This is a genomic window from Brotocaccenecus cirricatena (assembly GCF_020687045.1).
Classification (GTDB): domain Bacteria; phylum Bacillota; class Clostridia; order Oscillospirales; family Oscillospiraceae; genus Vescimonas; species Vescimonas cirricatena.
This window is the reverse complement of record NZ_JAJEPW010000046.1, coordinates 1-24,368: the sequence shown is the minus strand read 5'-3', so window position 1 is coordinate 24,368 and position 24,368 is coordinate 1. Positions and strand designations below refer to the sequence as shown.

Sequence of the window (24,368 nt, the reverse complement as noted above, 5' to 3'; positions counted from 1 at the left end):
GCGGGGGCGGCATAGCCGCCCCCGCAGGGATGTGCGAGGTGATCCACCCGCGCTAAATCCCCTTTTTTACAGCAGATGACAGGCTGCGAAGTGTCCGGGCTCTACCTCTTTGAGTTCCGGGACCTCCCGTGCGCAGTCCGGGCAAGCCATAGGACAGCGGTCATGGAAGGGACAGCCGGAGGGCAGATGGATCGGGCTGGGAATCTCTCCACGCAACTCCTGAGATTCGGCAATACTGCCCTCATCAATCGTCGGTGCAGAGGAAAAAAGCGCCTTGGTATAGGGGTGTACCGGGTTGGAGAACAGCAGCCGCTTCGGGGCCCGTTCCACAATAGTTCCCAGATACATGACACCCAAACTGTCGCTGATGTGCTTGACCACGCTCAGATCGTGTGCGATGAACAGATAGGAGAAATGAAATTCATCCTTCAGATCCATAAGAATGTTCAGGATCTGAGCCTGAATGGACACATCCAAAGCAGATACCGGCTCATCCGCTATGATAAATTTAGGCTCGACCGCCAACGCCCGGGCTATGCCGATGCGCTGACGCTGACCACCGGAAAACTGATGCGGATACCGGTTGGCTTGCTCAGAGCTGAGTCCAACACGCTCCAACAGATGGATCGCCTTCTCCTGCGCCTCCGCCTTGCTGCTGCACAGCTTGTGGAACAGCATCGGATCTGTGAGGATCTCCATGATCTTCTGCCGGGGATTCAGGGAGGCATAGGGATCCTGAAAGATCATCTGCATCTCCCGACGGATGGGGCGCATCTCCTGCGGCTTGAGCCGGGTGATGTCGCGTCCGTCGAATATGATCTTGCCGGACTTTGGCTCGATCAGCTTGATGATGGTGCGGGCCGTGGTAGACTTTCCGCATCCGGACTCTCCCACCAGGCTGAACACCTCGCCCTGCTCCACATCAAAGCTGACATTGTTGACCGCATGGACCACCCGATTTTCCAGTGAAAAATGGCCGTTTTTGAATTTTACCTTATCCAGAAAATCCTTGGTTAGATTGAACTCCTGCACCAAATTCTCCACCTGAAGAATCTTACTCATGGCTCTCGCCTCCTGTCAGCGGAAAGTGGCAAGCCGCACAATGCCCCGGACTCACCTCATGGTTTTCAGGCGTCACGGTACGGCAAATATCCTGGCAGTATTTGCATCTGGGAGCGAAGTAACATCCTTGGGGCAGATCCAGCATACTGGGGACCATACCCGGAATGGACTCCAGGCGTTTTTGCTCCTCTCCCATTCTGGGGATGGAATTAAGAAGTCCCTCAGTATACGGATGGCTGGGACGGTGGATCACGTCATCCCGGGAGCCGCTTTCCACGATTTTGCCGCAGTACATCACGATGATACGATCCGCCATCTGGGAAACCACCGCCAAGTCATGGGTGATCAGAATGAGAGAAGCGCCCTGCTCCTTCACCAACTTATCCATGAGCTTGAGGATCTGCGCCTGTATGGTCACATCCAGGGCGGTGGTAGGCTCATCGGCGATGATGAGCTTCGGATTGGCAGCCAGAGCGATCGCAATGATGACCCGCTGCCGCATACCGCCAGAAAACTGATGGGGGTAGGATTTCAGCCGATCCTCAGGATTGGGGATACCCACCATATGCAGCAATTCCACACAGCGCGCATGCTTTTCCTGCTTGGTCATCTGCTTCTGGTGGAGGTCCAGCATCTCGGTAATCTGTTTCTCAATGGTATAGAGCGGATTTAGGGAGGTCATCGGATCCTGGAACACCATGGAGATCGCCTTGCCTCTGATTTTCATCATTTCCCGTTCGCTCTTTTTGCTGATGTCCTCGCCTTGGAAAAGAATTTTCTCCGATTCCACCACACCGGGCGGCTCGATCAATTTCAGAATGGAAAAGCTGCTAACGGATTTGCCGCTGCCCGACTCGCCCACGATGCCCAGCACCTGTCCCTCATCCAGGGAAAAGCTAATGCCGTCCACCGCCTTGACTACACCGCGGAAAGTGTGGAAATAGGTTCGCAGGTTTTCCACCTGCAGCAGTGTTTCGCTCATCTCGCTCCCCCCTTACTTCAGCTTAGGATTGAACTCATCGCGCAGGAAATCTCCCAAAAGATTGATTCCAAACACGATCAGCATGATGTAGAGACCCGGCATCACCGCGATCCACCAGTATCCGCTGAACAGCACGTCGAAGCCGTTCTTGACCAGCATGCCCAGAGAGGGTTCCGTGACCGGAACGCCTGCGCCCAGAAAGCTCAGCGTGGCTTCCGCCAGAATAAGGCCGCCCACCTTCATCGTGGAAATAACGATGACGGTTGTCATTACGTTGGGCAGCACATGCTTGGCGATGATCAGGATATTGGGGATACCGATGACTCTGGCCGCATCTACATATTCCATCTGCTTCACCGTCAGCACCTCGGCGCGGACGGTACGGACGTATGTGACACATCCGATGATCGTAAATACGACCAGCAGCTTGCTTACACCCCGTCCAAACATGGTCATGATGAAGAGGGCCACGAGGATATCGGGAAAAGAGAGCAGGATATCTGCCAAACGCATGATGACAGCGTCTATTCTCCCGCCAAAATAGCCCGAAATCAGTCCCAGCGTGATACCTACGGCGCAGGCCAGCAGCGTACCTACAACGCCGATAAAGAGGGAGATACGGCTTCCGTAAATAAGAGAGCTGAAAATATCCCGTCCCTGACTGTCGGTACCGAAAATAAACCGGGCGTCACCTCCCGCCTCCCATGCAGGCGGTTTGTAGGAATCTGTGAGGGAAAGAGAGGCTACATCATAGGGGTTCTGCGGAGCAAACAACGGCCCGAAAAGGGCAATGAACAGTACCAGTACCACGATCACCGTACCGACGATAGCGGACGGACTGCGCTTGTAATTATGAAAGAACTCAGACTCAGCAATGCGCCGGAACAAGCTCTTGTTGGGGGCCGCGCCCCTTTTTTTCATTTCATCCATAGCGCATCACCTGAATTGGATTCTCGGGTCGATGACTGTATACAGAAGGTCGACCACAAAATTGATAAACACAAACAACACCGTAGTCAGGATCAGATAGGCCACAATGACCGGCCGATCCACCGAGTTAATGGAGTCGATGAGAAGCTTGCCGAGTCCCGGCCAGGAGAAGATGGTCTCCGTCACCGTCGTAAAGGCGATAAGGGAACCGATTTCCATACCGAACACCGTAATAACCGGGATCAAGGCATTTTTCAGGGCGTGTCCAAAGAGGACCTTCCGGGTAGACACACCTTTGGCTCGGGCAAATTTGATATAATCCTGCCGCATATTCTCCATCACACCGGCGCGGGTAAGGCGCACCAGAGACGCGATGTTGGTCACAGACAGCGTAAAGGCCGGCAGGATGATGTACTTAAGTCCACCGGGCGCAAACAGGCTGAAATTCATCCCCAGAAACGGCGCGGTCGCGCCCCGTCCCGAGGAAGGGAACCAGTGCAGCTTCAGAGAGAAGATGTAGATCAGCATGATGCCAATGAAGAAGGATGGCAGGGAAATGCCCAGAATGGAGCCTCCCATCACCAATGTGCTGGATTTTCGTTTGGGAAAAGCGCCCGCATATACGCCCAGCGGGATAGAGATAACCAGCGCCAGCACGACTGATACAAAAACCAGCTCCAGCGTAGCAGGTACCCGCTGGGCAATCAGAGAGAGCACGTCCACCTTATAGATATAGGACTTGCCGAAATCCCCCTTGAACGCATTGGTAACAAACGATACATATTGCTCCAGGATCGGTCTGTTGAGCCCCAGTTCTTCTCGAACCTGCTCGCGAACCTCAGGCGGAGCCTTGGGCGAGACCAGCATATTGACGGGATCGCCAATAAAGTTGGCCAGAACAAATACCAGAACGGACACAATGAAAAGTGTAACTAGCATTTGCGCCAGCCGCTTCAGGAAATACTTGAACACGGTAACACCTCATTTACGGGCTTACACCCTTTTGGCGGGAGGCAGAAGGGAAGATCCCCTTCTGCCTCCTCCCATTGACTGTTCTTATGTACGCTTAGAAGGTGAAGTCCCAAGCCAGAATATGGTCATCGCAACTGGGGGTGTACTGAATGCCGGCGCGCACGCCGAAGATATTGTGCTTGAAGAACAGGGGGATGTAGGCGGCCTCGTCCCGGGCGATCTGATCCACCTGCTCCACCAGCGCTGCACGCTTGGCCTGATCGGGCTCAACAGATGCCTGATCCAGCAGCGCATCCACCTCGGCATTGCTGTAATGGCCCCGGTTGCCTTCGCCCATGCCGGGCTTGCCGTCGTAGGTATAGAGCATATCGTTGAAGATGACCATGCCCTCGCCGGAGCTGTCGCCCCAGCCCGCCATGAAGAAGGAGGACTGGAGGTTCTCTGCGCTTGTCTTCTCATAGAAGGAGGCGCGAGGCAGCAGGTTCACCTCGGCCTTGATGCCCACCTTCTCCAGATAGCTTGCAATGGCCTGAGACACCTGATCGGCGTTCACGTCACTGTCGTTGCGGGCATCGATGCGGAGATAGAAGCCATCGGGATAGCCAGCCTCCGCCAAAAGCTGCTTGGCAAGCTCGGGATCGTAGGCGGGACGCTCTGCGTCGGCATTATATCCCACACAGATGCTGGGCATATAGGAGTTGGCCACGGTGGCGTAGCCGTTCATGACGGTATCGATGATCGTCTGAATGTCAATGGCGTGGTAAATGGCCTGACGAACCTTCACGTTGAGGAGCGGGTTGGGATCGTCGGTGCCGGCAGAGCCATGCTCATTGAGCTGATCAAAGCCCATGTAGTTGCAGGACAGGCTGGGATTGGTAATGACCTGGACGTTGGGGTCGTTCTCCAGGCGGTTCACGTCCATCACAGGGATGTTGGAGATAAAGTCCACCTCTCCGTTGATGAGAGCGGTGGTGCGGGTAGCTGCATTGGCGATCACGCGGAACTCCACGGTCTCTGCATCAGGCAGCTCGCCCCAATACTCGTCGTTGCGGACCAGCTTGATATAGGATTCCTTTACATGCTCCACCAGACGATACCGGCCGGTACCCACGGGGTTCGCGGCGATCTCCTCGCTGGTAAGTCCCTCACAGGTCTCCTTGTCAAGCATCATGATATGGACCAGGCTGCCGTCAAACACGGGATAGGGGATCTTGGTCACCAGCTGCACGGTGTAATCATCCACCTTCTTGACCTCCTGAAGACGCATGAGGTACACGCCCATCTCCAGAGTAGGATCGTTGAGGATGCGCTCAAAGCTGAAGACCACGTCATCGGCATTGAAGTCGTTTCCGTTGGAGAACTTCACGCCATGGCGGAGCTTGAACTCCCACGTCACGCCGTCATCCAGAACAGTCCAGCTCTCTGCCAGACCGGGCTTCCTGCTCAGATCTGCATTATAGTCAACCAGAGCGTCGTACAGGTGAGACGCCATCTGCATCTCGATGCCGCTGTCCTTTACCGCGGGGTCCAGCGAGACAACATCATTCAGCACCGCGATGGTCAGGCTCTTTTTGCCGTCATCAGAGGGGTTGCTCTGCTGCGATTTGTCTGCCCCACAGCCGGTCAAGGCCACCGAGAGACACAGAGCTACGGACAGGAACATTGCGATGGTTCTCTTTTTCATAGCTGTTTCTCCTTTAAAAAAATTTCTTATCTCACAAGGTGCGTCGTTTACAGGTATCACTGAAGCGACAGACCGTTGATCGCCTTTTCCATCTGCTCCAGAGCCTTTGTCAGGGTACACCTGGGGCAGGCCACGTTCATGCGCAGGAAGGCCTCTCCCTGCTCGCCGAACTCATAGCCGGCGCAGAACGCCACCTTGGCCTCGTTGATCATGAAGTGCTCCAGGGCCATGCCCCGGTAGGGCAGCTGGGAGCAGTCCAGCCAGACCAGATAGGTGCCCTCGGAGGGGATCATGCGGATCTGGGGAATGCGCTCCCGCAGGAACTGCTCCAGATACGCCTTGTTGTCGGAGACGTAGGCGATGGCCTGATCCAGCCACTCCTCGCCGTCGTTGTAGGCGGCTATGAGGGCTGCCATGCCGAAGATGTTGTCCAGCCGTGTCTGGGCAATGGACATCTCCTCGTTGAACTTGCACCGCAGGTCGTCGTCTGCCAGCACGAGAGTGGCCATACCCAATCCGCCCAGATTGAAGCCCTTGTTGGAGGAGTAGCAGACCATGGAATGGCGCAGTACCTCCTCGCCCAGCAGGCCAAAGGTGGTGTGAGGATGCTCCGGCGGCACGAAGTCGCAGTGGATCTCGTCCACCAGCATGAAGATGTTGTGCCGCAGACAGATCTCCGCCACGCCCTCCAACTCCTGACGGGTCCATACCCGGCCGGTGGGGTTGTGGGGGCTGGAGAGCACCAGTACCTTCACGCCGGAGGCAGCCTTGGCCTCCATGTCGGCGAAGTCGAAGGTGTAGCGTCCATCCTTCCAGACCAGCGGCGTCTCTACCAGCTTCCGGCCGCCCCGGGTGACCATGTCAAACAGCGGGTCGTAGTTGGGCATGGGTACCATGACCCTGTCGCCGGGCTTGGTGAGGATGCGCAGCACCACGTTCATGGCGTAGATCACGCCGGGAGGTGCAAAGGCCAGATGCTCATAGTTGACCTCAAAGCCGTGGCGCTTTTTCAGCCAGCCCATCACCGCGTCATAATAGGGCTGCTGGCGCACGCCGTAGCCGTAAACCGGGTGGGCGGCGCGCTTCTGTACGGCCTCTACGATGCAGGGGGCGCAGGCAAAATCCATGTCCGCCACCCACATGGGGATCACATCGTCCCGGCCGAAATAATCCATATCGCAGTCCCACTTAAAGGAGAAGGTATTTCTGCGATTGATGGGGGTATCAAAATCGTATCTCATGCAGCGCCACCAACCATTGCAACGACGACCCACAGAATCATGGACACTGCCGCCGCCAGCAGCGCATAGGGGAGCTGGGTGCGGACGTGGTCAATGTGGTCGCAGGCGGCGCCCAGAGAGGAGAGCACCGTGGTGTCGGAAACGGGGGAGCAATGGTCGCCGAACAGACCGCCGCTGACAACGGCGCCCACAGCGGCGTAGACCAGCGTACCCAGCTGACCGCCGGTGAAGGAGTAAGCCATGGGAACAGCGATGGGAATGCAGATGGCGAAGGTGCCCCAGGAGGAGCCAGTGAAGAAAGAGATCACGGCGCCCGCGACGAAGGCCACAGACAGGAACAGGGCGGGGGTCATCCAGCTCTCGCAGACACCCAGCAGGAAGTCGGCTGCGCCCATGGACTTGGTGATGGTGTTGATGCAGTAGGCCAGGGCCAGGATCAGCGTGGCGGACATGACACTCTTCATGCCCTGCACGGCGGTGTTCACCAGATCGGTCACGCTCTTGAACACCTTACGGATGCTCAGCTCGATGGCCATGTAGATCACGGTGATGATGAAGCACTCCAGGATCTTCACGCCGCCCTTGGCGATGTACGTCCAGATGGCGGTGGCTACCAGGATCATGATGGGGACCAGGAAGTCCAGCATGACGTTGGGCTTCACATCGCTGTCGTTGCCCTTCTGCAGCTCCTCCAGCTCGGTGCCCATCATGGGGACGGCGCCGTCACGCAGCAGCTTGCCGGTGGTGCGGGCGCGCTGCTCCGCCTTGCGCATAGGCCCGAAGTCGGGGAAGATCTCCAGTGCGGAGAGCAGCGTGATGAGCACCATCAGAATCGCGTAGAAGTTAAAGGGGATGGCGCTGATGTAGACGCTTACGCCCTGCTCATTGGAGGTCACAGGGCCGCCCAGATCCGCCACCAGACCGGCCACGTAGGCGCCCCATGCCATAAAGGGCATCAGGGTGCACACGGAGGCGCAGGTGGAGTCGAGGATGAAGGCCAGCTTCTCTCTGGGCACGCGCATCTCATCCGTCAGGGGACGCATGACCACGCCGCGCAGCAGAGGGCTCATGTAGTCGTCGATGGTGAACAGACCGATGAACCAGGTGGCCAGCTTCACGCTGCGGGGGGATTTCACCTTTCCGGCGATCATCTCCGCGAACGCCTTGACCACGCCCGCCTTCATGAAGAACGCGATCATAATGCCGATGAATACCTGGATCAGCAGGATCCAGATGAAGTCCTCGTTGCCCAGAGCCTCCTTCGCCAGAGCGGAGAAGCCGAAGGCGGGGTCATGCCCCAGCAGCAAAACGCCGGAGAGACAGCCCATGAACAGGGCAAAGACCGCGTCCTTCTTCCAAAATGCCAGCAGCAGGGTAAGCGCAAGGGGAATCAATGACAAGATACCGTAGTTTGCAGCTTCCAATACAAATACCTCCTTAAAAATAGAATGCGGGGGTGACCTTTAGCCTCCCTTCTGATAACTTTGTTACATTCCTGATTATAATTTATCACACCGCCCTTGTCAATCCCGCATAAGTGCCAAGAAGTCTGATAAATTTTTGTCTAAATCGCTGTCTTGAAGGCTCTTTTCGCCTCGCCCTGCAAAAAAAAAGTTATATCCCCGCCGCTTTCCAGCATATTAGGTGTTGATTTATCCATTTATCTTTGATATACTGATTTTCAGCAGCGCCATGTAACAGTTTTTTATCAGGCAAGGATTATTGTTGAGAAAGTAGGGATACAGTGAGCAACTACGCCAGTCTTGAGCGATACATTCCCTTGGTGAAATTCATGGGGGAGATCTGCGGGAAGAATTATGAGATCATCCTCCACGACGTTTCCACGCCGGAGCGCTCGGTGATTGCCGCCTGCAACGAGCATCTCAGCGGCCGCCGCGTGGGTGACCCCATGACGGAGTTGGCCAAGGAACTGCTGCGAACCGGAGCCTATAAGGAGCACGACTATGTGGCCAACTATGAGGGCCGTACCCGGGGAGGCAAGCGTTTTGTCTCTTCCACCTATTTCATTAAGGAAAAGAGCCAGTTGGTGGGACTGATTTGCGTGAACCACGATGTGGAGGATATTTTGGTGCTCTCGGAGCATCTCTCCAACCTGCTCCATTCCTTTTCTCTTCCGCAAGAGGAGGAGAGCTCCGCCTATACCGAAGACCTGGACGATTCCATCCCGGAGTTGTCCAGCAATCTGATCCACTCCACCATCCTCGGCTATGGTATTCCCTCCAATGCCATGCATACCGCCGACAAGCTGGAGATACTCCGCTCTCTGGAAGCGCAGGGGGTATTCCAGACCAAGGGCTCCGTCGGGCAGGTCGCCAGGGAGCTGCACATCTCCGAACCCACGGTCTACCGCTACCTGCGGCGTATCCGCAGCGAAACGGTATGACCTTCCGCCGCGGTGCTTTACCCGCAAGCGGGACGCTCTGACGTCTCGACGTGTAAAGCGACCAGCCAGGCACATCCAATTTAACAGCAGCTATTGGCGGATCCCAGACATTTTGCCCAATACTTCCCGATCCCCATGTCTCTGCATTTATTATGATTACGCTTCTGATAAAGGAGGGCTCAAGCATGAAATTTTACATTCTTTGTGACATTGAAGGTGTGGCGTCTTTGGCCTGCTGGGACGAGGCTCGTTCGGCTAACGCCTGCTATGCGCCTATGGCGCGGGAAATGGCGTTAGAGGCCGCCGCCGCGGCCCGCGGCCTTTTCTCCGGCGGAGCCGATGAGGTCGTCATAGAGGATATGCACGGAGATGGCTGCAACATCGACTGCGCCCTGCTCCCCAGAGACGCCCGTCTCCTTCGGGGGATCACCCACGATATTGTGGGCCTTACCGGTATTTTTGACGAGAGCTATGACGGTGTGCTGATGGTCGGCTTTCACGATGCCGCCTCTGCCCCCGGAAATCCCACGTCCCACACGATGGTAAGCTCCCGCATTTTCCGCCTTACGGTCAATGGCGCGCTGTGGGGAGAATTCGAGATGTACGCCCATGCCGCCGCTTACCGGGGCGTTCCCACCCTATTCGCCAGCGGCGACGAGGGGATGTGCGCGGCTGCGGCGCGCACCGTACCCGGCCTGCTGACCGTACCGACCAAATCCGGCCACGGCTACGGCGTTCTGACAAAGACCCCGGAGCTTGTCCGCGAAGAGATCGAAGGCATGATGGCCAAGGCTGTGGCGGCGGCAAAAACAGCCACACCTCCGGCGCTTCCCGATCACTTCCACGTGGAGATCACCTATGTACATCATTATGACGCCTATGGATGCTCCCACTATCCCGGCGCCAGCCTCATCTCTCCCACCACCGTGGCCTTTGATGCCGATGATTACGGTGATGTGCTGCGCTTTTTCTACTTTGTGATCTAAGAAACGGAGGTATATGCTATGGCTGTTATTGCCTATCAATACCGCGGTGAGCTGGTGGATCAGATCCATCGGGGACATATCGCGGTAACGGATCACACAGGCCGGATACTTTGGAAGCTCGGTGATCCGGATCGTCTTACGTTTGCCCGCTCCTCCGCCAAGCCCCTTCAGGCAATTCCCGTGGCAGAGAGCGGTGCGCTGGAGCATTATGGCATTACCCCGCAGGAGCTGGCCGTCATCTGCTCCTCCCATAACGGGGAGCCCTTTCATGTAAAGGCCGTGGAGAGCATTCTGCACAAGGCAGGGCTCTCCCCCGATCAGCTATGCTGCGGGGCAGAATACCCCATGTATGTCCCTGCCGAGGACGCCTTGAAGATTGCCGGTATTCCCCGGGCGCCCATCTACTGCGACTGCTCCGGAAAGCACGCCGGTATGCTCATTACCGCCCGCCATTTCGGGGAGTCTTTGGAGAACTATACTGCATTGGAGCACCCTGTTCAGCAGCGTATCCTCTCGGTGTTCGCTGAAATGTGCGGCGTAGAGACCTCCGAAGTCCAGTTGGCCGTGGACGGCTGCGGCGTTCCGGTCCACGCGCTGCCCCTTTACCGGCTGGCACAGGGCTACGCCCGTATGTCTCTCCCCACGCTTTTCGCCCCCACCCGGGCCACTGTCATCCGGCGCATCACGTCCGCCATGACAGCACATCCGGAAATGGTGGCAGGGACCGATCGCGTCTGCACGCAGCTGATGGCCGCCTTCGGCGACCGCATCTTCTGCAAATCGGGTGCCAGCGCATTCTATGCCGTGGGCATCAAAGATAAGGGGATCGGCATTGCCCTCAAAATGGAGGACGGCGCCTCCTCCATCGTCCCGTATGCCATCCTCTCGGTTCTCACCCAGCTCGGCGTCATCACGCCGGAGGAAGCCTGTTCTCTGCCCCGCTATCACGACAAAAACCTTTACAACAACCATCACGCCGTTGTGGGCCGCACGGAGCTGGCCTTTCAACTGGAGCCGTTCTGCTAACGGCAAGGACTGCACGCAAAAACAGAGCGCATCTGTCCTCTTGCCAGAAAGCAACATAAACAAAGCCACCCGCTTGGCAGGTGGTTTTGTTTATGCCGGCATGGCACTCCGGATAAAGCGTTTTCCCGATTTCCGGGCATAGGTCGAATGGTATGCTCTTGCGAAGGCGCACAGCTTCGCGGTCATACTTGGAATATGTATTTCCTCAATGAAGTTGAAGATAACTTTTATCTTCTTGGTATTCCTATGTTTGCTGAAAATAGAGACGATTCACAACAATCCAATGACGAACTTTTAAAGCTATTTTTATCGGCTAAGCAAGTAGAAGGCTGCTCAGAAAGATCATTGAAATATTACAGAACTGCTCTATGCTAAGATGATTACATCGCTTGACAAGGGCACACAGCCCTTTGTCGTGTGCGATGGATAAGTAAAAGTCAAATTTTCCACTCAATCGAAACGTGTTCGTCGGTTGCGCGGATCTGTGAGATCAGGCCGTCGGCAACCTGCCGCCTGTCCTCAAAGTCAATTTCTTCCCATTGGTTGAGGTAGACCGACAACCGCTCGATCTGCTCCGGGGACATGGTTTCCGCCGACAGCGCCGCAATCTCTTTTGTCAGGGCTTGGCGGTGTGTGTCCAGCTCCTCGATTTTGCTGTTGGCATAGGACAGCAGCACCGCATTGGCCCCGGTCAGAGTATTCAGCAGCTTTTCAATCTCGTCCTCCACGCGGGCAAGCTCCATGTTCAGCGCGGTCAATTTGGGATTGACTTTTTCCCGCTTTGCCGTCAGCGTCTGGAACTCGGACAGCTTCTTGACCATTTCACCGTACAGGAACCTTTCAAATTCCCGTGTACGGAGTGTCCCGCAGCCGTCACAGCTTTTACTGTCGGCCCGCTTAGAGCAGCGGAGATACTGAACGCCTGTAGGATTGCCGACGCTCATAAGCGCATACCCGCAGCGGCCACACTTGACCTTTCCGGCAAGCCATGTGTTCTTTGCCTTGCGCCCGCCTTGGAATGTCTTGTTTGCCATGAGCTTCTTCCGGCAACGCAGCCATGTATCAGACGATACAAGCCCCTCACTGGGAGCCAGAACAAGTATCTGATCTTTCAGGTGCTTGTTTTTTCTTTCCTGCACATCCCGGCCCTGATAGAGATAGTAGCCGTTTGTCCCGGCAAAATCTGTGGCTTCATTGACTACCACCGCACCCTGGCTTTTGAAGAACTCGTACATATCGAGGTCAGCCTGTGCGTAAATGGGGTTTCTCAAAAGCTGGGAGATAAAGCCCCGTTTCATTTCCTTGCCATAGATCAGGATGCCCTCGTCGGCAAAGTAGCGGGCGATGTCCCCGAAAGAGGTTCCGGGCTGGGAGTACATTTCAAACATCAGCTTTGCAATATCTGCCGTTTCCGGGTCAGGCTTCATCATTTTTGTGCGGATGCCCTCAATGGTGGTCAGCTCCAGTTGGAAACCGTAGGGGGCCGCGCCGCTCATGTGAAAACCGTGCTGGCAGCGGGAATAGTAGGCATCGGTCACGCGCTTCTGGATGGTTTCACGTTCAAGCTGGGCGAACACGATGCAGATATTCAGCATGGCCCGCCCCATCGGGGTGGACGTGTCAAACTTCTCCGTGGAAGATACGAACTCAACATTGTATTCCTGAAAAGTTTCCATCATGGTTGCGAAGGCCAGAATGGAACGGCTGATACGATCCAGCTTATAGACCACCACGCGCTTGATCAGGCCCCGGCGAATATCGGCCATCATTTCTTGAAACTTAGGCCGGTCGGTATTCTTGCCGGAATAGCCCTTGTCGGTGTACTTGCGGAAATTGCCTCCTCTCAATTCATACTTGCAGAACTCGATCTGGCTTTCAATGCTGATACTGTCCTTGCGGTCAACGGACTGTCTGCCATAAATGGCATCTTCACGAATAATCATTTGGTGCTCCTTTCCGTGTAGGAGCTACCAAACCTTACACCTATATTATACCTCTGGCAGCCCCGCATCTCAAGGATGTCCCGCATTAGTGCATCTGCGCCCGTCCCGGCGCATACTTCACAAAGACCTCATACAGACAGCTTTCAATCTCACGCTTGCGCTTGTCCCGTGCTCGGGGAGAGAGCATCGGGGTCAGGTTTTCCACGGTGATGGATTTGCCCTGGAAAGACGCGGTTTTGACTTCCTTGTGATAGCCGACTCTTGTCTCCGTCATCTGAAAACCTCCTATAAAAATCAGCGATGTGAATAGATTTGATGGTTTCCCGTTGTCCGTGGGGAAACGTGAAAGGACGGCACAAAAGCGCCGTCCTTTGACCTTGCCCCACCTCTGGCCACGATGACCAGAAGCAGCGGGACAGTTGTTTTCCGTTTCAATCCACAAAAGAGGGAGCCGCCGCGCCGGAATGGTTTGGGCTGTCATAAGACAGAAAGGCCCGGTTTGGCGGCTCCCTGTATGATTGTTGTGTGCCGTATTTGCCACGCATCCCCGGCACGGGGAGTATTCCAGACCGCCGATGGCTTCGGCTGCATAGCCCCACAGCACCGCTGCCCGTGGAGGGCTGGCGCATACCGCAGGAACTCCCCCTCAAGTCTGTGGGAGGGCGTGAGCAAGTTTCATTATCCTCCGCGCTGTCCTCGCGCCCGGTTTGCCAGCACCGGGTCAAAGGCTGCGTTGATCGCTCGGCCAGCTTGTCCATCACCTCCTGAGCTGGCTGTCGTGGCGGCGCACCTTACGTCGCTATCACGCGGATTTCGTATCGGGAATACTGTCTATTCAGTTTTCAAGGCGAGGAAGAAAACTCCTCTCACCTATCAGGAGGTTTCGGGGGCAAACGTACTCCCTCTTACAGAGATTTTTTCAAAATATTTTTCATAGCGGCCAGCCCACGCTCAACGGAGCAGCAGATGCGGCTCCGTCCAACGCCCTCGGCTGCCGCGATCTCGGCCTTGCTCATGCCGAGAAGATAGTGCTGGTACACACGCCGGGCCTGCGTGGGCGGGAGCTGGGCCATCGCATCATAGAGGGCAAAGGTGGTTTCCCTCGCCTCAATGTACTCGTCCGGGGTCATGGGCTGGCGGAGCACGTCGGCCTCAAAGCCGGGATCGGTGTCCAGCGAGCACTCGCCATTTCTGCGCTTCTGCCGCTTGTAGCTGTCGCACAGGCGACCTCCCATAGAGAGGGCGGCGGCGATCTCGTCCGAAACTTCCAGCATCACATTTTCAGTCATATAGGGGTAATACCGTTTCAGGTTGATAGTCGTCATAATTGTCCTCCATTTCAAAAGGTGGTTGGTGAGTGCGGATTGAAATGGAGAACAGGCGGCCCCCGGCACCTTAGAGCCTCTGGCCACCGTGACCAGAAGCAGGGGCATATAAAAACGCCCGCACAGCATGACGCTATGCGGGCGCAAGCAAATAAATATCTTGTTACATGATGTTTAATTTCATATTCAGAGACGAACTGCTCCGATGGAGGGGCTATGCTTTTTTTAGCTGGTGCAGATCATGAACGCTATGGAAAAGTAAAATGGACACGGCGATACCTCCTCGGACACCGCCGTATCCTTAAAAAGGGCGACTTTACCACACCCCCCGTTGATCCAATTTTTCAAAAGGAAAACGGCGGCTGAAATGAACTATTTCAACCGCCGCGACATCTCAAGCGCAAGATCGTTGTAGTGCAACGGTTTTGTGTTGGGAACGCTTATTTTGCAGGAGCAAGAGCAAAGAGCCGATAACAGCAGGAAATAAATCTGCGTGTTATCGGCTCTGCGTCTATGCGTCTGGCTCTTTGATAACTGTCATATTGAATTTTGTTACATTTATTAGCGATACTTGTCTACATTTTGGACAGAACAGAGGAATATTTTTTAATTCCGTGTTATACCTAATCTGCACCCTTGTTTTATTCCCACAAACTGGACAGCGGATAAATTGTACTTCTTGCATGAGCTAATCCACTTCTCAATTTTCTGTGTTAAGAAACGCAGCAAGTGCATTATGAACTTCAACCGGGTCTTTAACACTATATGTGAAGGATGAAGTCGCATTTGTTTCTATCCAAATTTTAGAATAGTCGGCGGTAAAACTGATTATGGAATCCATAGAATTGTCCAAACGGTAAAATGTGATCTTGTTAGTGTCTTCACTATCATCCCAAGAACCTTTCTGGACTTCTTTCTTGTTTACCTCAATCCCTTCTATAAATGTCAACAGTTGATCGAGTTCCGCTTTGTCTGTAATGGTTTTGCTTCCATCAGCAATCTTTATTTCAGAATATGTTGCAGACGGAGTTGCTATTGCGGGAATGTTGGTAATGGTTTCCTTTACCGTTGAATACTGAGGGCGGTTGGGGATAAGGCAAACCGCAATAACTGCAATCAAGATTACTGCTCCTAACCCGGCAAAGCCAATTATTTTCTTTGTGTTTGATTTCATAATATTTATTATCCTTTCTTTCGGGCTTCCCTCAGCAAATGCCATCGGTACGCCAAGTGTACTTTTTTCGATTGAAAGATCCAAAAGTGACTGGCTGTATTCTTTACGGATATCCGTCTTTGCCTTTCTGATAACTCTTTCATCGCAGGACATTTCCATATCAGTAACAAACAGCTTAAATGCGATCCATACAAGCGGATTAAACCAATGTAAAACAAGGATTACATACCCTATCACTTTTGCGAGATTATCATGGCGGGAGAGATGGGCCTGTTCGTGAGCGATCACATATTCCTGCGTACTGGCTAAATTGCTCGGCAAGTATATTTTAGGATTTCGTAATCCAATAGCAAAAGGTGTGCTGATTGTTTGAGTGATGTAAATATTGTCCCGTAAAAGGACGGCATTCTGTAATTTCTCTTTGAGTTTGAAATACGAGCGTATGGTATGTAGCAAAAATATGAAAACACCAATATACCATATTATCTTCCCACAAAAGGTAAAGGCTTGATATACATTTATAGAAGAGCCAAAAATCTCAGTCGCTACGACCGGATTGATTACATTATCTATTACTTTTATACCCGTTTCCACACATGGCGTTTCAATATAAAGCATATCGGTGGACAAAGGCATAGTATTAAACGGTAATATGCTTAAAACACTTTCAAAAGAAAAGGGTACAAGTAGGCGAAAGAAAGCTACGAACCACAATGTATAAGAGAAAACTTTGGGAGCCTTTCTCAACAGCAATCGCACCAATACAATTATCAAAATGGCAAAGCTTCCGGTAATGCTCATGTTTACAACATCGAAAAATATTTTATCGCTCATAGTCATTCCTCTGCGTTCTGCTTGATGATTTTCTGTATCTCAGTAATTTCCTGTTTTGAGAGCTTCTTTCGGCGGGTAAATGCAACCAAGAACTGCGGCAGCGATCCGTTGAAATTATCTTCTACAAATCCCTCGCTTTGTTTTGTAATCCATTCCTGTTTTGTGAGAACAGATGTAACGCTACCCGAATTGTTCTGGAAAATCCCCTTGTTGCAAAGGCGTTTCAGCATCGTATATGTTGTAGATTTCTTCCATGAAAATTTCTGTTCACAAAGCTGCACCAACTCCCCAGAAAGAATTGGCTCATGCTCCCAAATCAAGTTAGCAAACTCCAGTTCCATATCTCCAAGTCTATAATTCTTCATTTACAGCCTCCTTGTAGGTCTACATACATTAGACTTTCACTTATAGTCTAACTCTTGTAGACCTATTTGTCAAGACCGTCCACAGAAAGTTTATAAATTAAGGTACAGCAGCAGACGGGAGAAAACAATCACAGAGTAAAATATCCTTTTTATAAACACGAAATAAAATATGAGCAAAAATGAAATTATAAATCGTTCAAATACTAATACATGAAATGTAAAATTACATTGGGTGATGTCTGTGCAATTTGAACGAGATGAACGCAAATTTGATTTCCATGATATAGGGCTTGCCATCAAGCGGGCTCGTGAAGCCAAGGGGATGACACAGGAGCAACTGGCCTGTATCATTGACCGTGATCCCCGCACCGTCATGTATAACGAAAACGACGGTCAGCATCCGAGCTTGAATACCTTTTATCAGATGGTGACAATGTTTGATATATCGGTGGATCAGTTCTTTTATCCAGACAAGGGAGCCGCCAGCGGGTGCAAAAGCCGCATTGATGTGATGCTCAGTTCTATGGACGAAAAGGACTTGCGGTTGGTAGAAACTATAATCCGGGCAATCAAAGACGCCAAAGAAACGGAGGAAGCGTAAGAAAGCGCAGCCTCCGTTTTTTGCGCCATTTTGGGATAACGCACTAACGGCAAGCAAGGCAAGTGTATTGACACTTGCAATTTCCACGTTGCGGAAATGCTTGTTGGGGTGCCCCCAAACCCGCTGGACTTCTGGCCACCGTGACCAGAAGAAACATTGTCTGCGTCGCCGTCCCTAACGGGCCTGCTCCTTATTGCGCTGGTTGTCCGTCAGCCCGCGCAAGTGATCCACGCTGCCCTTAACCGCCACCAGCTCCCGCATATCCTGCTGGGCCTTGTGGTATTCCAAATAAAGAGCCTTTTTCCGCGCTGCCAGTTGGCGGCGTTTTTCTTTTAGTACGTCCATTTTGGGGAGCTTCTCGCCGCCCAGCAGCTCGGCCATTGTCGCCTTGGCCGCCCGGTAGTCGGCCAGCACCGCCTCATGCTCGGCAAGATATTTCCGGCTGTACTTGGCGGCCTTGTACCCATCGAACGCGGGGCGGGTCTTGGCGTACTGCACCACGGCGGCCATCAGATCGGACACACGGGAAAGCTCGACCTCGGTCTGCTGAATGTCCCCGGCCAGTGTGTGAAAAAGCTCTGTGGCGGCGTCGGTCTTTGCGGCCAGATCGTCATATTCAAAGAGCTGGTGCTCTTTCAGATATTGCAGCGCAGCCGCCATCTGTTTAAGGTTATACACCTTGGCCCAGCGTTCATAGGCGGGGCCTTTGCCCTGACGCATCCGCTCCTGAATGTCGATCAGCAGATTGACACGGCGGGGCGTGGGCGCTCTCCGCACCGGGGCCGTTCGTGTGGGAGCCTTGCCGTCAATGACGGCCTGCACGTCCTCGGGGCCATAGCCGTCCCCCAGCGTGGATGCCCGGAAACGGGCCGCCCGCTGTTGTCCTGGCACAAGGAATGAGATCACGCCGCCGCGCCCGTGTTTGACCTGTATGCCTGCCGTTTCCATGCGCCGGAGAAAATCTGCGAAGTCCACGGGGCGTTCCGTCAGGGCTGCGTCAATGGCAAAGCGGATCTGCTCTTTCTGTGAGAGCTTTTGATTTTCTCCCAGCCATTGACCGTAGTGCAGATACCGTCCTTTGCTGTGGAGCTTGGGATTTGCAATCACGGACAGATCGTGCTCCAGACATACCCGGTCAGACAGCCGCCGCAGGGCGAACGAGGAGCCTATGAAGTTGCGGAACTTCCGGGAGCGGTCATAGGCGGTGGAATTGTAGTAAATGTGATTATGAATGTGCTCTTTGTCTATATGGGTACAGACAAAGAATTGATACTTGCCCTTTGTCCAGCGCATCGCCGTTTCATAACCAATACGGTTTGCTTCTTCTGCCGTAACTTCCCCGGGCGGGAACGCCTGCCGGATCTGGTAGCACAGCGCCCCGTGTCCGGCTCTGCGGTCAGTTTCGCCCTGATACTGATTTTTGACCAGCATGAACTCGGCGTGTGCCGTGGCCGGATCGCAGAGGTAGGAAGAAACGGCCCCCAGCTTCTCCGGGTTCAGGCCATAGTCAAAGCGGTCTTTCAGACTTTGCAGGGCCGTCCGCTTTTCGGCCCGCTTGTGGGATTTGAGGTAGGTTGTGGCCATAGGCAGTCCTCCTTTCCATACGACAAACGGCGGCTGGGATCAGCCGCCGTTTTCTGCATCTTCTGGCCACCGTGACCAGAACTCAGCCCGTGATGAAGCCCCGCAGGGAGCCGTTCAGCTCGTCCAGCTTGGCAAGCAGCCATCCGGCCAGCGCAGGCAGGCCAAAGGGTGAAATGGCAAACGCCATCAGCAGCCCCGCGATCCCCGTGGAAATGTCTTTCTCCACAAACAGCATCAGGACACTCAGCAGCCCCAGCACCGACGCGAGGATGGAGAGCAAACCAGCGGAAAGACTCAGCAGGAACGAGAGCACGGCCACAAGCAGGGTCAGCACCAGCACAAAGGGAGCGGCAAGGATTTTGAATATGATCCGCATAGGGGGTTCCTCCTTTTTCCTGTATATGTCTATTATAACTCTGAAAAAATCGGCGCTCAAGGATGTCCCGGCCCTCCGCACTTCTGGTCACGATGACCAGAGGTGCGGACAGCCGGGGAACGGCGCGAGGCCGTTCCCCCTGTGTCACATCGTTACAATGGCGGAGAGCTGGGCCAGCAGATCAGACAGCGGCCCCCACAGATCGGCATAGTCCTTTTGCAGACGCTTCAGCTCGTCCGGGTACAGGCCGCCATAGCTGTTGGCATGGATGGCCGCCTGATTGAGATTGTTTGCACAGCGCCGCTGGAGCGACACAAGCTCCTTGACGGGTTCAAGGTCAACGTGGAGCACATAGCCGCCCAGCGCCATTTTTCGGATATAGGCGCTCATGTTGCGGATGCCCGCCTCGGCCATGCGCTCCCGAATGACCTCCAGCTCGTCAGGCCGTACCCACACATAGATGGGGACGCTGCGGACGCGCTTCTTTGTCAACGCTCCTCACGCTCCCGGCTGCGGCGCTTGGGCGGGTGTTCCCGCACCTTATCCAGCGGCTTCTCCTCCGAGGGTGGCGCAGGCAGATTGTTGATGATGCCATCGATCTGATTATAATTCTGCTCCATCGAAAGCTCGGCGTTCTTGTTGGGATTGCGTTCCTGCTCCATAAATGTCCTCCTATCTGTCGCCCCGGTCAGGGGCATTTTTCTTTGGGGCGGATTGCCCACGGTCAGCCTCGGCCTGTTTTGCGGCGGTTTTCATCTGCTCCCGGATCGAACGGGGTCTGTCAGGATTGTCGGGCGCAGGCCGCAGCTCATAGTCAGACGCCTGCCGTTTTGTCAATGGCCGCGTGTAGGTCAAATGCCCCCACGCCAGAAACGATCCATTTTCAACCGGGACGCGCTGATCGTAGTTGACGATCTCATCCGGGGTGTTACGGGGCGGCTTGGGGAATGTCCCAATGTCCACAGGGCGCTGGGTAGAGTAATACTTGTAAAGGCCGGGAGCCTCGACCTGCCTGACATCGACGTTGTAAAGGCGCTGGTATTCCTGCACCCGCGCCGCAAAGTCCTGTTCCAGAGCGGCACGGTCGCTGCCGTAATGCCCCCATTCATACTGCCGCTGGCCGTCCTTGTCGTCATAGCAAGCCCATGTGACATAGGGCGAGGGAGCTGCTGGGTTATGCCCCAGCGCAAAGCCCCTGCCATTTTCCAGCATGACGGCCTGAATGATCTCATAGCCTTGGTTTTTGTCCATACGACCTCCTTTCCAAAATGTTAGCAATATCTCTGCAAAACCGGGCGGGGCTATGAAATCATACGCCCCGCCCATGAAGCGGCCCCGGAAAGCCCTACAATTAAGGGTGTTTTCCGGGGTCAAATGCTCACGGCCTACCCCGGTATTTCCGCATATAGCCGCGCTGCTTCTGCCGCCTTGCAGCCCCGGCGCAGGCCGGTGAGCAATACCGCTGCCGCCCGTCCGGGAGGAAAGCCCTGCCGCACACCGGGCAGGGCCGGGTTTCCGCCACGGTCTCCACGGTCAGCGACCTTTCCAATACGGGATCAAGGGGCAGCACCGCCGAACGGAAATAGCGGCAATAAGCGCCCGTCCAGCATTTCCCCAGCATATAGCACTCGCAATCCAGCGGCAGACAGCCAATGTCTTTGTCATAGTTGGCACACCACCGCTTCACAAGGGAGCGAATCGCCGCCTTTTCCTGCCGGGTCAATTCACGGCTCATTTTTGCCCCCTGTCTTTGACCGAAGCTGCTCCCGGTAGCAGAACACGCAGCCGATCCCATGCCAGTAGAGGCAACCGTCGCAGCGGGAGCCTTTGGGCGGCAGGTTGGGCGGGACGCCCTTGAAGTAGCTCTTTTCTTTCATAAAGTCCTCATAGGGGCTGTCGGTAAACCTCATTCTTCACCGTCCTCGTCCCACGGCGGCCCGTCATCCTCGGGATCGGTTTCGTCATAATCCTCTGCGCCGTCATACTCGCTGCCGTAGTCCGCCTCGGACTCAGCGGCCCGCTGTTTCTTGGGACGGTAGATTTTGAAGTACCAGCCAGCGCCGCCGCCAACGGCCACCACGGCCAGCGCCAGCAGAAGCATACCGCCGTTGCCCGTGGCCTTGGGCTGCTCCGGCTCGGGGTCAGGCTCCGGCTCTACCACAGGCGCAGGCTCCGGGGCCTTGCCCTGGCACTCGCTCATGTTCACGGCGCAGACGGCACAATCCGCGTTGATAGCACCAACGGCGCATTTATCGGTGCAGGAACACTCCGGCAGCTCACCGCCCGCCGCCTGCACCGCCGCCAGCAGGTCGGCCTCGTCCACCATGTTCAAAAAGTGGGTCTGATACTGCTCGCCGTCCTCATCGGTGGGCTTGTCATAGTCAATGACGATGTAAAAGGTGTTGCCGCCGCTGGTCTGCACCGTGATGAACTGCTTGTTGGTGGCCTTATCGTAGAGCAGGTCACGGGTCACAAGGTTGCCGTCCTCAGTGAAGCCCTCGCCGGGGTCAACGGTTTCGGCGAGCAGCGGCTCCATAGGGTCAAGCCCGTCCCATTCCTCGCCGCCTCCGGCATAGGCCGTGACCGCCATACTGCCCATGAGGACGGTCACACAGAGCGTCATCATCAAAAGCCGCAGTTTTTTCATTCCGTCACCTCCGCCTGTTCTGTCGGCTTCTGGCCACCGTGACCAGAAGCTCCACCCCGGAGCTGCTGGAGCACCAGCGGCAGATCGGCAAGGGAGATACTCATGCCGCGCACGATCTCCACGATCTCGCTGTTTTCGGCCTCCAGCTTCTTCTGCTCCAATTCTTTAAGCCGCGCCTGCTGCTCGGCAATTTTGGCCTTGACCTTTTCAATCTCGGCCTCGATCTTTGCGCTTTTCGTAATTGCCATATCAAAAAACCTCCTTTACGGTAGTCGCCCGTAGGCGTAAAGATGGGACTGCCAATAGCTGCTGTTCAGGTTGGCATAGCTGATAGGGTCGCCACAATGGAGCATCCAGCCGTTGCCCACATAGATGCCCACATGAGAAATACCCGCTGTGTCATAGGTGCCGACAAAGAACACCAGATCACCGGGGCGGGGGCTGCTCGTCCGGGAGCAGATGTTATAAAGGCCCTGCGCCCCCAGCCGCCCGAAGCTCCAGCCGCACTGATTGTAGACATAGCTGACGAAGCCGGAGCAGTCAAAGGACGTGGACGGGCTGCTGCCGCCCCACACATAGGGGAAACCGAGATACTTTTCCGCTTCTTTCAGAATGGCGGCAAAGGTTTCATCGTCCAGATAGGACTCTGGGACTTCATGCTCCGGCGGGCGGTTGGTGATGTATTTCCCGATATAGCCGGACGAGGGGAACAGATCGGGCCGGTTTCCCAGCGTGGACATATACAGGGCGTACATGGAAAGCTGCTCCTCGGACATCATGTAAACCGGGACGTGGGAGAGATTGAAGTTTTCCAGCGTGACATAGCAGATGTAATAGTTGTACGGCACCTCCATCTCATAGTCGTTGCCCTCTCTGTCCGTCCGGGTAACGGTGCGGTAGCGCACCTCCACCACCACATCCTCGGTCAAAATGTACTGGTAGTCAAAGAGGTCTTGCAGCGTCCCGCGCACCTCTTCCAATGTCCACGCGCCCTCATGGAGTGCGGAGATCATGGAGATCAGCACATAGGGATCGTGTTCAATGGTGTCGAGGTCAAAATGGTATTCGTCGTAATCGTGGGTGCGGGTGTAGGTGTCGAGGTAGCGTTGCAGCTCGTCCTCCAAAGCGCAGTAGGCGGCCTCGGCTCCCAGCATATCCGCGTCCTCCGCCTTATAGGTGCTGGCGGCGATGGCCGCAAGGGTGCTGTTTCCCACGGAAACCATCGAGGACATACACGATTGCAGGGTCAGCACCACCAGCAGGCAGCCCAGCGCAAGCAGCGTCCCCACGGGATGCCGCTTGACGAACGCCGCCGCTTCCCGGACAAACCGCTCTGTGGCTGACGCGGTTTGTTCGGCGGCCTTGGCGGTCTGCTTGGCGGTTTCCCGCGCCTTGCGCTGATACTCCCGTTTCAGCTTGTGGCGGTGCCATAACCGGGCGGCGGCGCTCTGCGCCTCCGGCTGCTCCCGTGCAAACTTGCGGGAATGGTAGTCCGCCGTGGCCTTGATGTACCGGGACTCCGCACGGGCGGCAGCCTTGGCCGGGTGCTCCCGGATGGCCCTGCGTACCTTGTACCGCCCATAGTGCAGCGCGGCCTCGCCGGAACGCTCCACAAAATGACCGCCCTCCACACCTACATTGTCGCGCTCCTCCTGATACACCTTTCCATGCAGAAAAGCATGGGTTTCATGTCCGGCGATCCGGGCGATCCGCTTGATGGGGCCGGGCTTTTTCGGCGGCTTCTGCTTTGCCAGCCTTTCACGGGCCTTGTTCAGCCGTTCCTCCCGGCTCTCCATGCGGAGCTTGGACTTGTGGAGCTTGGCCTGTTCGCTGTCGGTATGGAACTTCTGGCCACCGTGACCAGAAGCGGCCTCGCCCTTGGGCGGCTTATTCTGTCTGTTTTCCATTGGCGGCGTCCTCCGGCTTGGTGGTCAGCAGGTCGTAGATCTCGCCGCGGGGGAAACGGTCAACAAACGGGATAGTGACACTGCCATAGAACAGCAGGCCCTCGCCGGAGTTGGACTGTGTGATATACGATAGCTGATGCTCCGAAATACCGATCTGCTTGGCAAGAATGGCGCGGTCACTCTGCGCCTGCGACAGCAGGATCATAAAATCCGTGTTGTCCAAAATGTTCTCGATCTCCCGGCTGGCCAGCAGGTCGTAGGGTAGGGTAAAGGCGCCTTGCCGCCGTTGGCGGTAGGTTTCCTACACCCTCCCTCGGAACCGGAC

General features: G+C 55.1%; 28 protein-coding genes and 1 pseudogene. 5 read left to right on the top strand and 24 right to left on the bottom strand.

Annotated features, from left to right (window positions below; translation table 11 throughout):
* Positions 1–66: 66 nt before the first annotated feature.
* The 7 genes from LKD37_RS12935 to LKD37_RS12905 all read right to left on the bottom strand — a co-directional run bounded on the left by LKD37_RS12935 (position 67) and on the right by LKD37_RS12905 (position 8,295).
* Positions 67–1,062 (bottom strand): ABC transporter ATP-binding protein, encoded by a 996-nt coding sequence (locus tag LKD37_RS12935; protein ID WP_302929589.1) that lies wholly within the window; start codon positions 1,060–1,062, stop codon positions 67–69.
* Positions 1,055–2,044 (bottom strand): ABC transporter ATP-binding protein, encoded by a 990-nt coding sequence (locus LKD37_RS12930; protein ID WP_302929588.1) that lies wholly within the window; start codon positions 2,042–2,044, stop codon positions 1,055–1,057. The genes LKD37_RS12935 and LKD37_RS12930 overlap by 8 nt, the downstream gene beginning before the upstream one ends.
* 12 nt (positions 2,045–2,056) lie before the next feature.
* Positions 2,057–2,974: an ABC transporter permease gene (locus LKD37_RS12925; RefSeq protein ID WP_302929587.1), complete on the bottom strand. Its 918-nt coding sequence runs from the start codon at positions 2,972–2,974 to the stop codon at positions 2,057–2,059.
* Positions 2,975–2,980: 6 nt separating this feature from the next.
* The gene (locus tag LKD37_RS12920; protein WP_302929586.1) at positions 2,981–3,946 is read right to left on the bottom strand and encodes an ABC transporter permease subunit; all 966 of its coding nucleotides are present in this window, start codon (positions 3,944–3,946) and stop codon (positions 2,981–2,983) included.
* Between the two features lie 94 nt (positions 3,947–4,040).
* On the bottom strand, positions 4,041–5,630 hold the full coding sequence (locus LKD37_RS12915) for an ABC transporter substrate-binding protein (protein ID WP_302929585.1): 1,590 nt from the start codon (positions 5,628–5,630) through the stop codon (positions 4,041–4,043).
* 56 nt (positions 5,631–5,686) lie between these two features.
* A complete protein-coding gene (locus LKD37_RS12910; protein ID WP_302929584.1) occupies positions 5,687–6,871 on the bottom strand; it encodes a MalY/PatB family protein in 1,185 nt (394 codons plus the stop codon).
* Positions 6,868–8,295, bottom strand: coding sequence for a Na+/H+ antiporter NhaC family protein (locus LKD37_RS12905; protein ID WP_302929583.1), 1,428 nt, complete (start codon positions 8,293–8,295; stop codon positions 6,868–6,870). Before LKD37_RS12905 ends, LKD37_RS12910 begins: the two co-directional genes overlap by 4 nt.
* Before the next feature lie 320 nt (positions 8,296–8,615).
* Between LKD37_RS12905 and LKD37_RS17755 the strand changes: the two genes are divergently transcribed.
* The 3 genes from LKD37_RS17755 (at position 8,616) to LKD37_RS12890 (ending at position 11,287) form a co-directional block, all read left to right on the top strand.
* The gene (locus LKD37_RS17755; protein WP_302929582.1) at positions 8,616–9,275 is read left to right on the top strand and encodes a helix-turn-helix transcriptional regulator; all 660 of its coding nucleotides are present in this window, start codon (positions 8,616–8,618) and stop codon (positions 9,273–9,275) included.
* Positions 9,276–9,460: 185 nt separating this feature from the next.
* Positions 9,461–10,261 (top strand): M55 family metallopeptidase, encoded by an 801-nt coding sequence (locus LKD37_RS12895; RefSeq protein ID WP_302929581.1) that lies wholly within the window; start codon positions 9,461–9,463, stop codon positions 10,259–10,261.
* Positions 10,262–10,279: 18 nt separating this feature from the next.
* Entirely contained in the window at positions 10,280–11,287 is a 1,008-nt protein-coding gene (locus LKD37_RS12890; RefSeq protein WP_302929580.1) for an asparaginase, read from the top strand.
* A gap of 437 nt (positions 11,288–11,724) precedes the next feature.
* Here LKD37_RS12890 and LKD37_RS12885 read toward each other — a convergent pair whose 3' ends face one another.
* The 3 genes from LKD37_RS12885 to LKD37_RS12875 all read right to left on the bottom strand — a co-directional run bounded on the left by LKD37_RS12885 (position 11,725) and on the right by LKD37_RS12875 (position 14,555).
* The gene (locus LKD37_RS12885) at positions 11,725–13,230 is read right to left on the bottom strand and encodes a recombinase family protein (protein ID WP_302929579.1); all 1,506 of its coding nucleotides are present in this window, start codon (positions 13,228–13,230) and stop codon (positions 11,725–11,727) included.
* Between the two features lie 85 nt (positions 13,231–13,315).
* Positions 13,316–13,504 carry a hypothetical protein gene (locus tag LKD37_RS12880; RefSeq protein WP_302929578.1) on the bottom strand — a complete coding sequence of 63 codons (189 nt, stop codon included), beginning with the start codon at positions 13,502–13,504 and terminating at the stop codon, positions 13,316–13,318.
* Between the two features lie 631 nt (positions 13,505–14,135).
* Positions 14,136–14,555: a sigma factor-like helix-turn-helix DNA-binding protein gene (locus tag LKD37_RS12875; RefSeq protein ID WP_302929577.1), complete on the bottom strand. Its 420-nt coding sequence runs from the start codon at positions 14,553–14,555 to the stop codon at positions 14,136–14,138.
* Positions 14,556–14,771: 216 nt separating this feature from the next.
* On the opposite strand from LKD37_RS12875, the gene LKD37_RS12870 reads away from it, so the two are divergent.
* Positions 14,772–14,921, top strand: coding sequence for a hypothetical protein (locus LKD37_RS12870; protein WP_302929576.1), 150 nt, complete (start codon positions 14,772–14,774; stop codon positions 14,919–14,921).
* Between the two features lie 145 nt (positions 14,922–15,066).
* Here LKD37_RS12870 and LKD37_RS12865 read toward each other — a convergent pair whose 3' ends face one another.
* Genes LKD37_RS12865 through LKD37_RS12855 form a run of 3 tightly spaced genes read right to left on the bottom strand, consistent with a single transcriptional unit; the run spans position 15,067 to position 16,928 of the window.
* Complete coding sequence (locus LKD37_RS12865; RefSeq protein WP_302929575.1) at positions 15,067–15,240, bottom strand: cysteine-rich KTR domain-containing protein; 174 nt, start codon at positions 15,238–15,240, stop codon at positions 15,067–15,069.
* Between the two features lie 15 nt (positions 15,241–15,255).
* Positions 15,256–16,563, bottom strand: coding sequence for a M56 family metallopeptidase (locus LKD37_RS12860; protein WP_302929574.1), 1,308 nt, complete (start codon positions 16,561–16,563; stop codon positions 15,256–15,258).
* A gap of 2 nt (positions 16,564–16,565) precedes the next feature.
* Positions 16,566–16,928, bottom strand: a complete 363-nt coding sequence (locus tag LKD37_RS12855; RefSeq protein ID WP_302929573.1) for a BlaI/MecI/CopY family transcriptional regulator — start codon at positions 16,926–16,928, stop codon at positions 16,566–16,568.
* Positions 16,929–17,169: 241 nt separating this feature from the next.
* On the opposite strand from LKD37_RS12855, the gene LKD37_RS12850 reads away from it, so the two are divergent.
* Positions 17,170–17,529 (top strand): helix-turn-helix transcriptional regulator, encoded by a 360-nt coding sequence (locus LKD37_RS12850; RefSeq protein WP_302929572.1) that lies wholly within the window; start codon positions 17,170–17,172, stop codon positions 17,527–17,529.
* A gap of 174 nt (positions 17,530–17,703) precedes the next feature.
* Here LKD37_RS12850 and LKD37_RS12845 read toward each other — a convergent pair whose 3' ends face one another.
* The 11 genes and pseudogenes from LKD37_RS12845 to LKD37_RS12795 form a co-directional block, all read right to left on the bottom strand.
* Entirely contained in the window at positions 17,704–19,053 is a 1,350-nt protein-coding gene (locus tag LKD37_RS12845) for a relaxase/mobilization nuclease domain-containing protein (protein WP_431833228.1), read from the bottom strand.
* Positions 19,054–19,195: 142 nt separating this feature from the next.
* Positions 19,196–19,489 carry a CD1845 family protein gene (locus tag LKD37_RS12840; protein WP_059085530.1) on the bottom strand — a complete coding sequence of 98 codons (294 nt, stop codon included), beginning with the start codon at positions 19,487–19,489 and terminating at the stop codon, positions 19,196–19,198.
* 144 nt (positions 19,490–19,633) lie between these two features.
* A complete protein-coding gene (locus LKD37_RS12835; protein WP_021887816.1) occupies positions 19,634–19,981 on the bottom strand; it encodes a plasmid mobilization protein in 348 nt (115 codons plus the stop codon).
* Positions 19,978–20,151: a DUF4316 domain-containing protein gene (locus LKD37_RS12830; RefSeq protein WP_155131850.1), complete on the bottom strand. Its 174-nt coding sequence runs from the start codon at positions 20,149–20,151 to the stop codon at positions 19,978–19,980. Before LKD37_RS12830 ends, LKD37_RS12835 begins: the two co-directional genes overlap by 4 nt.
* Before the next feature lie 10 nt (positions 20,152–20,161).
* Positions 20,162–20,740, bottom strand: coding sequence for a defense against restriction DarA-related protein (locus LKD37_RS12825; protein WP_302929570.1), 579 nt, complete (start codon positions 20,738–20,740; stop codon positions 20,162–20,164).
* Between the two features lie 127 nt (positions 20,741–20,867).
* On the bottom strand, positions 20,868–21,224 hold the full coding sequence (locus tag LKD37_RS12820; protein ID WP_178850926.1) for a cysteine-rich VLP domain-containing protein: 357 nt from the start codon (positions 21,222–21,224) through the stop codon (positions 20,868–20,870).
* Positions 21,214–21,399 (bottom strand): hypothetical protein, encoded by a 186-nt coding sequence (locus tag LKD37_RS12815; protein WP_148510415.1) that lies wholly within the window; start codon positions 21,397–21,399, stop codon positions 21,214–21,216. The genes LKD37_RS12820 and LKD37_RS12815 overlap by 11 nt, the downstream gene beginning before the upstream one ends.
* Positions 21,396–22,136 carry a DUF4366 domain-containing protein gene (locus tag LKD37_RS12810; protein ID WP_302929569.1) on the bottom strand — a complete coding sequence of 247 codons (741 nt, stop codon included), beginning with the start codon at positions 22,134–22,136 and terminating at the stop codon, positions 21,396–21,398. The genes LKD37_RS12815 and LKD37_RS12810 overlap by 4 nt, the downstream gene beginning before the upstream one ends.
* Entirely contained in the window at positions 22,133–22,384 is a 252-nt protein-coding gene (locus LKD37_RS12805; protein WP_118749573.1) for a DUF4315 family protein, read from the bottom strand. Before LKD37_RS12805 ends, LKD37_RS12810 begins: the two co-directional genes overlap by 4 nt.
* 15 nt (positions 22,385–22,399) lie before the next feature.
* A complete protein-coding gene (locus LKD37_RS12800; RefSeq protein WP_302929568.1) occupies positions 22,400–24,043 on the bottom strand; it encodes a C40 family peptidase in 1,644 nt (547 codons plus the stop codon).
* Positions 24,024–24,299: pseudogene (locus tag LKD37_RS12795) on the bottom strand (VirB4-like conjugal transfer ATPase, CD1110 family); the annotation flags it as partial. The gene LKD37_RS12800 and the pseudogene LKD37_RS12795, both read right to left, overlap by 20 nt.
* Positions 24,300–24,368 lie beyond the last annotated feature (69 nt).

Bases quoted from the DNA above. Each gene is read 5' to 3' on its own strand.
- LKD37_RS12895 (WP_302929581.1), top strand. From the start codon at position 9,461: ATGAAATTTTACATTCTTTGTGACATTGAAGGTGTGGCGTCTTTGGCC.
- LKD37_RS12875 (WP_302929577.1), bottom strand. From the start codon at position 14,555: ATGACGACTATCAACCTGAAACGGTATTACCCCTATATGACTGAAAAT.
- LKD37_RS12870 (WP_302929576.1), top strand. From the start codon at position 14,772: ATGCTTTTTTTAGCTGGTGCAGATCATGAACGCTATGGAAAAGTAAAA.
- LKD37_RS12800 (WP_302929568.1), bottom strand. From the start codon at position 24,043: ATGGAAAACAGACAGAATAAGCCGCCCAAGGGCGAGGCCGCTTCTGGT.
- LKD37_RS12815 (WP_148510415.1), bottom strand. From the start codon at position 21,399: ATGAGGTTTACCGACAGCCCCTATGAGGACTTTATGAAAGAAAAGAGC.
- LKD37_RS12885 (WP_302929579.1), bottom strand. From the start codon at position 13,230: ATGATTATTCGTGAAGATGCCATTTATGGCAGACAGTCCGTTGACCGC.
- LKD37_RS12935 (WP_302929589.1), bottom strand. From the start codon at position 1,062: ATGAGTAAGATTCTTCAGGTGGAGAATTTGGTGCAGGAGTTCAATCTA.
- LKD37_RS12810 (WP_302929569.1), bottom strand. From the start codon at position 22,136: ATGAAAAAACTGCGGCTTTTGATGATGACGCTCTGTGTGACCGTCCTC.
- LKD37_RS12825 (WP_302929570.1), bottom strand. From the start codon at position 20,740: ATGGACAAAAACCAAGGCTATGAGATCATTCAGGCCGTCATGCTGGAA.
- LKD37_RS12805 (WP_118749573.1), bottom strand. From the start codon at position 22,384: ATGGCAATTACGAAAAGCGCAAAGATCGAGGCCGAGATTGAAAAGGTC.
- LKD37_RS12925 (WP_302929587.1), bottom strand. From the start codon at position 2,974: ATGGATGAAATGAAAAAAAGGGGCGCGGCCCCCAACAAGAGCTTGTTC.
- LKD37_RS12890 (WP_302929580.1), top strand. From the start codon at position 10,280: ATGGCTGTTATTGCCTATCAATACCGCGGTGAGCTGGTGGATCAGATC.
- LKD37_RS12840 (WP_059085530.1), bottom strand. From the start codon at position 19,489: ATGCGGATCATATTCAAAATCCTTGCCGCTCCCTTTGTGCTGGTGCTG.
- LKD37_RS12855 (WP_302929573.1), bottom strand. From the start codon at position 16,928: ATGAAGAATTATAGACTTGGAGATATGGAACTGGAGTTTGCTAACTTG.
- LKD37_RS12880 (WP_302929578.1), bottom strand. From the start codon at position 13,504: ATGACGGAGACAAGAGTCGGCTATCACAAGGAAGTCAAAACCGCGTCT.
- LKD37_RS12820 (WP_178850926.1), bottom strand. From the start codon at position 21,224: ATGAGCCGTGAATTGACCCGGCAGGAAAAGGCGGCGATTCGCTCCCTT.
- LKD37_RS12860 (WP_302929574.1), bottom strand. From the start codon at position 16,563: ATGAGCGATAAAATATTTTTCGATGTTGTAAACATGAGCATTACCGGA.
- LKD37_RS12865 (WP_302929575.1), bottom strand. From the start codon at position 15,240: ATGCAAGAAGTACAATTTATCCGCTGTCCAGTTTGTGGGAATAAAACA.
- LKD37_RS12930 (WP_302929588.1), bottom strand. From the start codon at position 2,044: ATGAGCGAAACACTGCTGCAGGTGGAAAACCTGCGAACCTATTTCCAC.
- LKD37_RS12830 (WP_155131850.1), bottom strand. From the start codon at position 20,151: ATGGAGCAGGAACGCAATCCCAACAAGAACGCCGAGCTTTCGATGGAG.
- LKD37_RS12915 (WP_302929585.1), bottom strand. From the start codon at position 5,630: ATGAAAAAGAGAACCATCGCAATGTTCCTGTCCGTAGCTCTGTGTCTC.
- LKD37_RS12910 (WP_302929584.1), bottom strand. From the start codon at position 6,871: ATGAGATACGATTTTGATACCCCCATCAATCGCAGAAATACCTTCTCC.